The 10,540-nt window shown below is 70.8% G+C and carries 14 protein-coding genes; 11 read left to right on the plus strand and 3 right to left on the minus strand.

Annotated elements, in window-relative coordinates; genetic code table 11:
- Position 1: 1 nt before the first annotated feature.
- Positions 2-391, minus strand: a complete 390-nt coding sequence (locus ACFY8W_RS25830; protein ID WP_391109593.1) for a DoxX family protein — start codon at positions 389-391, stop codon at positions 2-4.
- 100 nt (positions 392-491) lie between these two features.
- On the opposite strand from ACFY8W_RS25830, the gene ACFY8W_RS25835 reads away from it, so the two are divergent.
- The 8 genes from ACFY8W_RS25835 (at position 492) to ACFY8W_RS25870 (ending at position 6,339) form a co-directional block, all read left to right on the plus strand.
- The gene (locus ACFY8W_RS25835; protein ID WP_391109595.1) at positions 492-971 is read left to right on the plus strand and encodes a MarR family transcriptional regulator; all 480 of its coding nucleotides are present in this window, start codon (positions 492-494) and stop codon (positions 969-971) included.
- Between the two features lie 47 nt (positions 972-1,018).
- Positions 1,019-1,648: a hypothetical protein gene (locus ACFY8W_RS25840; RefSeq protein ID WP_391109597.1), complete on the plus strand. Its 630-nt coding sequence runs from the start codon at positions 1,019-1,021 to the stop codon at positions 1,646-1,648.
- Complete coding sequence (locus tag ACFY8W_RS25845) at positions 1,638-2,921, plus strand: tetratricopeptide repeat protein (RefSeq protein WP_391109599.1); 1,284 nt, start codon at positions 1,638-1,640, stop codon at positions 2,919-2,921. The genes ACFY8W_RS25840 and ACFY8W_RS25845 overlap by 11 nt, the downstream gene beginning before the upstream one ends.
- Positions 2,922-3,243: 322 nt before the next feature.
- The gene (locus ACFY8W_RS25850) at positions 3,244-3,537 is read left to right on the plus strand and encodes a transposase (RefSeq protein ID WP_391109602.1); all 294 of its coding nucleotides are present in this window, start codon (positions 3,244-3,246) and stop codon (positions 3,535-3,537) included.
- A gap of 82 nt (positions 3,538-3,619) precedes the next feature.
- Positions 3,620-4,102, plus strand: a complete 483-nt coding sequence (locus tag ACFY8W_RS25855) for a hypothetical protein (protein WP_391109605.1) — start codon at positions 3,620-3,622, stop codon at positions 4,100-4,102.
- A gap of 40 nt (positions 4,103-4,142) precedes the next feature.
- The gene (locus ACFY8W_RS25860; RefSeq protein WP_391109608.1) at positions 4,143-4,889 is read left to right on the plus strand and encodes a hypothetical protein; all 747 of its coding nucleotides are present in this window, start codon (positions 4,143-4,145) and stop codon (positions 4,887-4,889) included.
- A 466-nt stretch (positions 4,890-5,355) separates the two neighbouring features.
- Positions 5,356-5,520, plus strand: a complete 165-nt coding sequence (locus ACFY8W_RS25865) for a hypothetical protein (RefSeq protein WP_391109611.1) — start codon at positions 5,356-5,358, stop codon at positions 5,518-5,520.
- 210 nt (positions 5,521-5,730) lie between these two features.
- A complete protein-coding gene (locus ACFY8W_RS25870) occupies positions 5,731-6,339 on the plus strand; it encodes a CBS domain-containing protein (protein ID WP_391109613.1) in 609 nt (202 codons plus the stop codon).
- A 199-nt stretch (positions 6,340-6,538) separates the two neighbouring features.
- On the opposite strand, the gene ACFY8W_RS25875 is transcribed toward ACFY8W_RS25870, so the two are convergent.
- Both ACFY8W_RS25875 and ACFY8W_RS25880 read right to left on the minus strand, forming a co-directional pair.
- A complete protein-coding gene (locus tag ACFY8W_RS25875) occupies positions 6,539-6,838 on the minus strand; it encodes a DUF1876 domain-containing protein (RefSeq protein WP_384423622.1) in 300 nt (99 codons plus the stop codon).
- Positions 6,839-6,958: 120 nt separating this feature from the next.
- Positions 6,959-7,741 (minus strand): SAM-dependent methyltransferase, encoded by a 783-nt coding sequence (locus tag ACFY8W_RS25880; RefSeq protein ID WP_391109617.1) that lies wholly within the window; start codon positions 7,739-7,741, stop codon positions 6,959-6,961.
- 165 nt (positions 7,742-7,906) lie between these two features.
- On the opposite strand from ACFY8W_RS25880, the gene ACFY8W_RS25885 reads away from it, so the two are divergent.
- The 3 genes from ACFY8W_RS25885 (at position 7,907) to ACFY8W_RS25895 (ending at position 10,349) form a co-directional block, all read left to right on the plus strand.
- Positions 7,907-9,055 (plus strand): ATP-binding cassette domain-containing protein, encoded by a 1,149-nt coding sequence (locus ACFY8W_RS25885; protein ID WP_391109619.1) that lies wholly within the window; start codon positions 7,907-7,909, stop codon positions 9,053-9,055.
- Entirely contained in the window at positions 9,052-9,873 is an 822-nt protein-coding gene (locus ACFY8W_RS25890) for an ABC transporter permease subunit (protein WP_391109622.1), read from the plus strand. Before ACFY8W_RS25885 ends, ACFY8W_RS25890 begins: the two co-directional genes overlap by 4 nt.
- Positions 9,874-10,007: 134 nt before the next feature.
- Positions 10,008-10,349, plus strand: a complete 342-nt coding sequence (locus ACFY8W_RS25895; RefSeq protein ID WP_391109625.1) for a hypothetical protein — start codon at positions 10,008-10,010, stop codon at positions 10,347-10,349.
- The last annotated feature ends 191 nt before the right edge of the window (positions 10,350-10,540 follow it).

Genomic DNA, 10,540 nt, shown 5'->3' on the forward strand with positions numbered 1-10,540 from the left:
TTCAGAAGGCGTAGGGGCCGAAGCGGCCCCAGGCCACCTCGGCGGCCAGGACGAACAGGACCAGGGCGATCGGGAGGGCCTTCGCCTCCCTGCGGCGCAGGTGCAGCACGGTGGCGCCGAGCATGGTCGCCGCGAGTCCGAGGGCGGCCCAAGCCGCCAGGGCCGGCGCGATGCCGAGCGCGGCCGGGACGATCAGCCCCACGGCGCCGAGCACCTCGACGGCGCCGACCGTCTTGACGGTCCCCGGGGAGGAGTCTGCGGTCCAGGCCATGCCGGAGGCGGCCAGCTTCTCGCGCGGCTGGCTGATCTTCATCAGCCCGGCCGTCAGAAACACGAGCGCGAGGACACTGGCAATGACCCACAGGGCGGTGTTCATTAGGGGACTTCCCATTCATTGACTTGAACCTTCAATTTCGAAGCTAACGCGCGAGACTTGAAGCGTCAAGCGAAAGGGTTGGATTTAACTTGAATGGTCAAGCTAGGATGAGGCCATGGACGCATGTGAACCCCGCTGGCTGAACGCCGAGGAGAGGCAGACCTGGCTCTCCCTGACCGCCATGGTGATCAACCTGTCGAACGCGCTGGACGCGCAGTTGCAGCGCGACGCCCAGATCAGTCACTTCGAGTACCAGGTCCTCGCCACCCTGTCCGAGGCCGCCGAACGCACCATGCGGATGAGCGACCTGGCGGTCCTCACCAACGGCTCCCTCTCACGCCTGTCCCACGTCGTCAAGCGCCTGGAGAAGCAGGGCTGGGTGCGCCGCACCCCCGATCCGGACAACGGCCGCTACACCCTGGCGATCCTCACCGAAACAGGCTGGGAGAAGGTCGTCGCCACCGCCCCGGGTCACGTCGAGGAGGTCCGCCGCCTAGTGTTCGACCCGCTCACCCAGGCCCAGCAGCGGACCCTCCGTAGCATCGGCCAGCGCGTCAACCAGGCTGTCGACCCCACCGGCACCGGCCCGGAGTGACGGTGCACCCCACCCGTCACTCCGGGCCGCCCCGTAGAAGGCTCACCGTGTCACCGATCTTCGATCCCGTCGTGCCCGCCGGCGCCTACGACGACTTCCTGCCCGGCGCCCTGCGCCGGGCCCGCGCCCAGCGTCATTGGACACCCGCCGACGGTCCCCTGCCCGCCCTCTGCGTCAGCCACGGCGCCCCGCCGCTGCTCGACGACAGCCCGTGGATGCGCCAGCTCCTGGACTGGGCCCAGAGCCTGCCCAGACCCAGGGCCATCGTGATCGCCTCCGCCCACTGGGAGCACGCGCCGCTGTCCCTGTCGGCATCTGCCGCGCACACCCCGCTGGTCTACGACTTCGCCGGCTTCCACCCCCGATACCGCCAGGTGCGCTACGACACCCCCGACGCGAGCGCGCTGGCCAGACGGGTGGGGGCGATGATTCTCGGCATCAAACCCTCGGAGACCCGCTCGACCGCCCTGTTCCAGCTCGCCACGAACTGCCCGCAGCCGTTTCTCGCCCGCACCCTCGGCATCGACATCACCGTCGCCGTCAAATGGCAGCGAGCCGCGGCTGGGGACTGGGGCGCTTACGCCGCCGACGTCGGCCGCCGGCTGGGACAGATCGACTACCCGGGTTCCCCGATCACCAGTTGCACAACAGCGAAGGAGGGCTTCGATGAGGAGTGAACCGGTCACCGAGGAGTCGATCGCCGAGGCACTGAAGTTGGCTCTTGAGGAGCCGAGCACCGGTGGGCCGGTTCTGGCCCGGCGCCTGCTGGAGTTCGGTTGGCGAATCGATCGCGAGCGGCCCTCTGCGCGCATCCCGTATTTCGAGGAGGCCGCGGCAATCTATCGGGGCCTTCTCGCCGACGGAACCGACGAACACCTTGCAGCCGCAATGCATGCGATCTCCTCGCTTGGCCTGCAGTACTCGCTTGCGCACGCCGATGATCGTTCCCTGGCTGCGAAGACCGAGGCTGCAACGCTTGCCCGGGAGTTGCACCGTCACCGCGAGGACGGAGACAGGGAGATACAGATCCTCGGCGCGTTCGCGCACGGTCTCGCCGAGGCCGGCCAGTTCGAGCGGGCCGTTACCGCTCAACGCGAGGTGGTCGACCTTCACCGCGCGACGGACGGCCCTGGAGGCTACCCCTCCCCTGATGGCGTCGTGTGGTCGCTCCTCGAAATGGCGATCTACCTCGATCTGGCCGGGCAGACCGACGCGAGCCTGGAGATCGAACGCGACGCGCTCCAGCTCAAGCGCCGCATGGCCGCAGCCGATCCCCGGCGGCTGCCCGGACTGGCGATCTGGCTCGCTGGGGTCTCACCCCGGTTCGCCGACACCGGGCATCCACGCGAAGCCAGCCAGCTCCTGGCCGAAGCCATCGCCGCCTGCGACCTGCTTCCACCCGAAGGTGACCGCGGGAACTTCGGATTCCACCAGGCCGTCCAGGCCGCATTGTTCGCCAGGTCCGGCGCCCGAGACGAGCGCATCAGCGACGGCCGGACGATCCCGATCGGCGTCAGCCCAGATCCCCAAGCCCTCCAGCCCGTACTCGGCGTGAGCTTTCACTGGTGGTCCTTCAGCGTCCGGCAGGCCTACCGCGCCGGACGCGAGGCCATCGACGACGCGATCTCCGCGACCGGAGACCGGTCCACTCTCGATCCCGCACAGTTGGCCGAGTTCGGGACCCTCCTGCGCCGCCGCAACATCCGCCAATCGGTCGCCTTCAACTGCATCCCGCAGCAGTTCACCGAGAAGGTCCTCCCGGCCCTGGCTGAAAGCGTCGCCCTCGAACGCCAACTTCTCGCCGCTCGCCCGAACGGTCCGCGACGCTTGATCCGATCGCTGACTGACCAAGCAATCGGGCACCTGGTCGCCGGCGCGAACTCGACGGCAGGTGAGACCCTCCGCGAGGCTCATGACCTATCCACAGCTGCCCAAAACGAACCAAACTGACAAACTGACCCGCCCCAAGGGCGAGCCGACCAGGCATTCGGACAGTTCCAACACCCGACCCCACCATTACGGGTGACCGAGAAACGGACCCGGTCTGCGGTCGACAAACTCGTCTCACGCCAGTTCGACCGGCACGGTAACAAGATCTGGACCCAGGCCCGCCAGCTCCTGGAACACGAGCACGCCCGCCTGCGGATCGGCCAGGTATCCGTCCCGCTACGGCATCTGCGTCGAGCCGAGCGACGTCAAAACCGGCGGCCACGGATGCCCGTTTCGGTTCCGCTGCGTCGGCTGCGACCACTTCCGCACCGACCCCTCGTACTTGCCGGAGCTGCGGACCTATCTCGACACCCTGCTGCGGGACCGCGAACGCCTTGCCGCAGCCACAGACTTGGATGCTTGGGCCCGCAGCGAGACGCCCCCCCCCGACGGGGAAATCAAGCGCATCCGCACGCTGATCCGGCGCGTCGAAACCGACCTCGGCGGGCTCACGGACGACGAACGCGAGCAGATCAAGGACGCCACGCGCACCCTGCGCAAGACCCGCGCTGTCTCCCTGGGCATGCCCGGCATCCGCCCGCCGGAGCCGGACCTGTGGCTGGAGCGTGACGCGTGACCACATCACCAGTCCACCTGGCCCGAGCAAGGGCTGCGGACTCCGACCGGCGATGGACCCGTGTCCTCAAGGCCCTCGACAAGTGGCCGCGGCCGGCGAGGAGATCACCGTCTCCTCCGTCGCCCGCGCCACTGGTGTCCACCGCAGCCTGATCCACCGGCACGGTGACCTGCACGCGGCCGTCCTCGCCCGCGCGTCCGCGCCGCCGCCCGGGACGGCAACCGGGACGCAGGTCAGCCGCCAGTCGCTGCTGGCCGACGTCGCGAACCTGACGGCCCGCAACGGCCGTCTGTCCGCACACATCACCCGGCTCGAACAACGCCTCTCCGAGACCTCGGGCAGGCGGCTTGGCAGGCCTCCGGTCTCGGCGCCCCCGCCGACGTCGAAACGCTCACCCGCCAGGTCACCGAGCTACAGCAGCCCATCCTTGACCTCCGATCCGAACTCGCCGAGCGCGCGGAGACCTTGCCGCAGCACGCGCCGCGAACCGGGAGTTGATGGCTCAGCTGAACCGCTGACCATGTCGTCACCAGTGACTCAGTCGACGAAGATCATCCGTGAATAATGGTGCGACTCTCCAGTGCCACAGGTCCGACAATCATTCGGTGACTGACAAGAAGCGTTGCCTCACCCTCCACGTTGCCGTTCCTGATCTTCCGCAGAGGGGCGCAAACGTGGAAGTCCGGCCGCTGGTCGATGGTGAGGACGTCCTGGCGGAGGTGTTCACGGAAGGACCGGGCGAAGATCCCAAATATCTCCTGCTGCCGGATGGCCCTCTTACTGCTGGTTCGGAGCCGCACGAGGTGCGGCTGGCCGAGGCAACATGCACCGAGGGGTGCTGCGGCGCTCTCTACGTGACCATCCGGCGTGACGGCGACCATGTGATCTGGAGCGAGTGGCGCAACCCCGACGAGAACGGCGTCGACCTGCCTGAGTTCTGGTTCGATGCACAGGAATACCAGGCAGAGGTCGAGCGAGCGGTTGCGGACCGCAGCTGGGAGTGGCCAGCGCGCTCCGTTGCGCGGCTGCTGGAGCTGGACCTCAGCAAACGCACTGACTGGCTTGCGCGGTGGGGATGTGAACTTGGCGGTGTGTCCGCCTGGCTTTGGGAACCCGGCCAGATCAACCTCTTTCTCTTCCACCCAGGTCGTTCGGCCATCAGGGAGAACCGCCCGTGGCTGCAGTTCCGGATGGTGCTTGACGTCTCCAGCGGCGCCCCTGAAGTGCAGGCCGCCAGACTGGCTGAACAACTCGTGGCGGGTGACCCGCGTGAGACAGCCGAGGTCTGCGGCGGATCGCCGGAATACGCCATGCAGCTCGGTTACCCGTGGCCACAGCGGCGGAGAGTCTGAACGTCAGTACCGCCCGGGTCCCTGTTGATCTCCACCAGCAGCTACCCCTGACACAGGGCTGTCCGCGACACCTGTCGCGCACCCGAAAACCCACCACGACATGGCGCTGAGCTGCGCGGTCATCGCCCTGCCCCTGTAGCCCCGCTCACGCCAACCCCAGAGAAGCGACGTGTCGCGCACACGCGGTTCGGCCTTCCCGGCCAGGCCGGCCCTTAGCGACAGCATCCCGGTCCTGCTGCGCCCAGTAGTCGCCGATCTCGTACGCGGCGGCGAACCGCGAGGTGTTGCTGCTCCTGGGTTCCCTCCCAGGTCTTGTGTGACGTACGGTCACCGAAACGGGGCGGAACTGGTTCTGCGCGCGAGAATCCACATACTTCGATCAAGAAGCGGTCACTGTGCGTTAAGATCAGTGTCCGTGGGGCCCGGACGCACACCGCACGGGTGGCGGGGCAGGTCACCTCTGACTGTGGACGCGGCGGCAGGAGACACGCGGGGCGAGTTCGCCCGGCTGTACGCCGTGCGGGAGCCGACGGCCCTCCTCGTGCGGCCCGATGGCCATGTCGGTGCGCGGCTCTCGCCGTCCGCGACGGCCGGGCTCGACGCGTACCTGGCGGGAGTGTTCCGCGGCTGAACGGGCGGACGCCCGGTGCCCGGGAGTCACCGCGCGCGGGCACGCGGGCGCCTGGGCAGGTCACCGCCGGTGCGGACACCCGCTCGTCCCGGAACCGACGTGTCACCGTCCCCGCCGGGATTCCCGGCGCCTGATTCCGGGCCCCCGGGCCGTCGGCCGACATCCGTGAGGGATCATGGACAAAGGAGCCGAGAAGGGACGGGACGAACGATGAGGCACCGCAGTGTCGCCGACCTCATGACGCCGACCGCGATCGCGGTGCAGCCGGGCACTCCCTTCAAGGAGATCGCCCGGCTGCTCGACGAGTACGGCATCACGGCCGTGCCGGTCGTGGACGAGGCGAACCGGCCGGTGGGCGTGGTCTCCGAGGCGGACCTGCTCAGGCGTCATACCGCCAAGGACGGTCCCAGCACCGCCGAGGCCATGATGTCGAGCCCGGTGGTCACCGCCCGCCCCTCGTGGACGGCGGTGGAGGCGGCCCGGCACATGGAGCGGCACCGCGTGAAGCGGCTGCCGGTGGTGGACCCGGACGGCCGGCTGATCGGCGTGCTCAGCCGCAGCGATCTGCTGCAGTTGTTCCTGCGCCGCGACCGGGCCATCCAGGAGGAGATCCTCGAGGACGTCGTGACCCGCATCCTGCGCCTGTCTCCCGCCTCCCTCCACATCGACGTGGCGGAGGGCAGGGTGACGCTGAGCGGCACCCTGCCGCGCAAGAGCCTCGCACCGATCTTCGTACGCCTCTGCGAGGACGTGGACGGGGTCGTGGAGGTCGTGGACCGGCTCGCCTACGAGGACGAGCGGGAGAACGGGGCGGGCTGAGCGGCCGCGGAGTCCGGCGGGGCCGTCCACGGTCCGGACCGGAGGGCCGGGGGCGGGGCCGTCCACGGTCCGGACCGGAGGGCCGGGGGCGGGGCCGTCCACGGCCCGGGCCGGAGGGCCGGGGGCGCCCCGGGCAGCGCCCGGCCCGTCGGTGCGGGCTGCACCGGCGGGCCGGGACGGACGGCTGTGCGGCGGTCCGTCACTCGACCGCCTCCGGCCAGCCGTATCCGGGTCCGGTGCGCCGCGGCACGGTGTCGGCGCCCACGGCCTCCATCTCCCGGTCGGCCTCCCTCATCAGCTTTCCGGCCAGATCCTTCATGGCCCGGCCCGCGGCGAGTTCGTCGCCGATGACCGGTACGTCCACGTCCGACGGGTTGCAGCGGGCGCTGCCGTGTCCGGTGAGGGTCGACGTACCGGTGTCCAGGCGCGCCTCCGCCTTGGTCCTGCCGCCTTCCTCGACCAGATCCACGCCGACCTTCCACTCCAGGTGCCGTGTCATGGTCCGCCTCCTCGTACCCGCGACCACGCGAGGGCACCGCGCGGCCCTTCTCCTCTCAGCATCCCGCCGCTGACGGCTTCGCGCCACGGAGGGCGGCGGGGCCGCCGGCCCTCGACGCCGTCACTTGCGGCCGACGCCCGCGTACATCGCGACGTCGTCCGCCGGCGTCTCCGGGCGCCAGGCCGAGCACGAGACCACGCCCGGCTCCAGCAGTTCCAGGCCGTCGAAGTAGCGTGCGACGGCGGCGGGGGTGCGCTGGGTCAGCTTCGGGGTGCCGTGCTCGTTCCAGAACGCGACGGCCGCGTCGACGTCCGGCATGTCGGGGTGCGTGACCGTGTGGGACAGGACGAGGTGGCTGCCGGGCGCGAGCGCGTCCATGAGGCGGCGGACGATCGCGTACGACTCCTCGTCGTCCTCGACGAAGATGACGACACCGAGCAGCATCAGCGCGACCGGCTGCGAGAGGTCGAGCGTCTTCGACGCGGCGGCGAGGATCGTGTCGACGTCCCGCAGGTCCGCGTCCAGGTAGTCCGTCCGGCCCTCGGGCGTGCCGACGAGCAGCGCGCGGGCGTGCGCGAGGACGAGCGGGTCGTTGTCGACGTACACGACCCGCGCGTCGGGGGCGACGCGCTGGGCGACCTCGTGGGTGTTGTCGGCGCTCGGCAGGCCGGTGCCGATGTCCAGGAACTGCCGTATCCCCGCCTCGGAGGCCAGGTGGCGGACGGCCCGCCCGAGGAACAGCCGATCCGCCTTCGCGTACTCCCCGATCCCGGGGTGCAGCTGCCGGATCCGGTCACCGGCCTCCCGGTCGACGGGGTAGTTGTCCTTGCCGCCCGTCCAGTAGTTCCAGATCCGGGCGGTGTGGGGCCGGGACGTGTCGATGCGCGATTCGATGTCGGTCACCCCCTCAACGTAACCCAGCGCCCGGCCAACTCCCCTGCGCTGCCGTCTCCTTGACCTCTGTTGTTCACGTTGTCCGACTCGTTCCCCGGGGCAGCGCGTCGGCGACGGCGTCCGGCAGGCGCGGCCGGGTGGGCGGGGCGGCGCCTCGCGGGACAGACTGGGCCCATGGGCGAGGCGCGGGCGATCGAGCTCAGCCGGTTGACCAAACGGTACGGGCCGGTCACCGGGGTCGAGTCGCTGTCCCTGACCGTGGGCGCCGGCGAGGTCTTCGGGTTCCTCGGCCCGAACGGCGCCGGGAAGACCACGACGCTGCGCTGCCTCGCCGGGCTGCTCCGCCCCACCGCCGGCAGCGTGCGGGTGCTCGGCCTCGATCCCGTCCTCGACCACGCGCGGCTCGCGCCCCGACTCGGCTACCTCCCTGGTGAGCTGCGCTTCTACCCCGAGCTCACCGGAGCGGACACGCTGGATCTGCTCACCGCCCTGCAGCACGCCCCGTCGCCCCGCCGCCGGGAACTCTGCGCGCGCCTCGCCCTCTCCGACCGCGACCTGCGCCGCCCCGTCCTCGGGTACTCCCGGGGCATGAAACAGAAGCTCGGGCTCGTGCAGGCGCTCCAGCACGATCCGCGGCTCGCCGTCCTGGACGAACCGACGGAAGGACTCGACCCGCTCGTGCAGGAGACGTTCTACGAGCTGCTGGCGGAGGCCGCCGAAGCCGGGCGCACGGTACTGCTCTCCAGCCACGTCCTGCCGGAGGTGCAGCGGGCCTGCGGTCGGGTCGCCATCGTCCGCGAGGGCCGGCTCGTCACCGTCGAGCGGGTCTCCGCGCTGCGTGAGGCCCGGGCCCGCCGGATCCGCGTCACCCTCGCCGCGGGAGAGGGGGCCGGGGCCGGCGGCGTACGGAGCCTCGGGGACGCGGACCGCTGGAATCCGCGGTGGCAGGGCGCCCGGGCCGAGCTGTTGGTCCCGCCGAGCGACATCACGGCCACCCTGCGCCAGCTGCTGACGCTTTCCGTCACCGACGTCACCGTGGAAGAGGCCGGTCTCGACGAGGCGTTCCTCGACCTCTACCGCGACCTCCCTCCCGAAGCCGACCGACCGTCCGGACACGAGCGCCGTCCCGAAGGCGACCGACCATCCGGACACGACCGCCCCTCCGAACGCGACCGCCCTCCCGAAGGCGACCGAACCTCCGGACACGACCGCCCTCCCGAAGGCGACCGACCGTCCGGACACGACCGCCCTCCCGAAGGCGACCGACCGTCCGGACACGACCGCCCCTCCGGACGCGACCGCCCGACCGGAGGACCGCCGTGAACGCCCGCCTGCCGCTGCTCTGGCTGGCCCTGCACCGCAGGCGCCGCATGCTCGTCTCCCTGCTGGTCGGCATGGTGGTCTTCGAGACCCTCATCGTCGTCGTCACGAACACCATCCCGCCCGGGCAGCTCTTCTCCGGCGGCGGCAAGAGCCCGCCGTCGGCGTACCGGGCCTTCAGCGGCTCCAGCGGCGACGTCTCGATCGCCAGCTACGCCGGGCTGCTCGGCGCGGGACTGACGCACCCGTTCTGGATCGCCCTCCAGCTGACGGCGGTCGGCTCCCTCGCGGCCGCCGCCGTCGCCGCCGACGTGGAGTCCGGGACGATCGAGCTGGTCATGGTCCGCCCGGTCACCCGTACCCGGCTCCTCGCGGAGCGCGCCGCGGCGCTCCTCCTCGCCTCCGCCGCCCTGACCGCGGCGGCAACGCTGACCGTCGCGGTCGGAGTGGCGCTCTCCCCGGAGATCCACGCGGAGGTGGGAATCGGCGGCGTCTTCGCCGCCGGGCTGATGGGGTACGGCTTCGCCCTCTGCCTGATCGGACCCGCCTTGGCCGTGTCCGCGGCCGGGCGGCGGCGGGCCCAGGTCCTCGGCGCGGTCATCGCGATCGGCGCGGTGGGGTTCGCCGTCAACTTCATCGCCCTCGCCTGGGAACCCGCCGCGCCCCTGCGCTTCATCAGCCCGTTCCACTACTACACACCGGGCGACGCCCTCGCGCGGGGCGCCGTCCTCTGGCCGCGCCTCGCGGTCCTCGCGGGCGTCGGCGCGGCCGGCCTCCTCACGGCCCACGTGCTGCTCCGCCGCCGCGATCTCGCGCCGTGACGCGCCGTACACGCGCTCGCGCCCGACCGGCCTCCGGAAGCCCGCGTGCCACGGAATGCCGGGCGTGGCAGGCCGGTTGGGACTCCACAGATGATCCATCGTCCGGTGGATCGGACACGGGAGGGGGCGGACGAGTGTTCGCAGTGATCTATCGGTGGCGTACGCATCCGGGCAAGGAGGACCTGCTCGTGGAGGGCTGGCACCGGGTGACGGTCGCCATCCACCGGGAGTGCGGGAGCTACGGGTCGCGCCTGCACCAGGCGGACGACGGCACGTGGGTGGCGTACGCGCGCTGGCCGGACGCGGAGACCCGGGAGCGGTGCGACGTGCCGGACTCCGAGGGGGAGGCGATGATGCGGGAGGCCATCGCGGAGTACTTCCCGGAGACCCGGCTGCGCATCGTCGACGACCTGCTCGCGGAACCGGAAGCCGCCCGTCCCGCCGCCGGTGGCCATGACGGCGTCGGCACCGCGTGAAGGACGCAGCGGTCCCGGCCGATGAGCTGACGGCAGTGGTCGCCCGCGGCCGGCAGAAGGTAGCGGGGGCCCGCCGGGCTCGTCCGGAACCTGCACGCGGTTACTTCGGGTCGTCGTTGAACTTCGACGTCGACCAGAGGTAGCCGAGTACCGCGAGGCCGGCGCACCAGGTGACGGCGAGCCAGCCGTTG

The sequence above is a fragment of the Streptomyces sp. NPDC012637 genome, assembly GCF_042954805.1.
GTDB lineage: Bacteria > Actinomycetota > Actinomycetes > Streptomycetales > Streptomycetaceae > Streptomyces.

Excerpts from the sequence above, each read along its gene's own strand:
- ACFY8W_RS25835 (WP_391109595.1), top strand. The coding sequence starts at position 492 with ATGGACGCATGTGAACCCCGCTGGCTGAACGCCGAGGAGAGGCAGACC.
- ACFY8W_RS25845 (WP_391109599.1), top strand. The coding sequence starts at position 1,638 with ATGAGGAGTGAACCGGTCACCGAGGAGTCGATCGCCGAGGCACTGAAG.
- ACFY8W_RS25885 (WP_391109619.1), top strand. The coding sequence starts at position 7,907 with ATGGGCGAGGCGCGGGCGATCGAGCTCAGCCGGTTGACCAAACGGTAC.
- ACFY8W_RS25875 (WP_384423622.1), bottom strand. The coding sequence starts at position 6,838 with ATGACACGGCACCTGGAGTGGAAGGTCGGCGTGGATCTGGTCGAGGAA.
- ACFY8W_RS25870 (WP_391109613.1), top strand. The coding sequence starts at position 5,731 with ATGAGGCACCGCAGTGTCGCCGACCTCATGACGCCGACCGCGATCGCG.
- ACFY8W_RS25830 (WP_391109593.1), bottom strand. The coding sequence starts at position 391 with ATGGGAAGTCCCCTAATGAACACCGCCCTGTGGGTCATTGCCAGTGTC.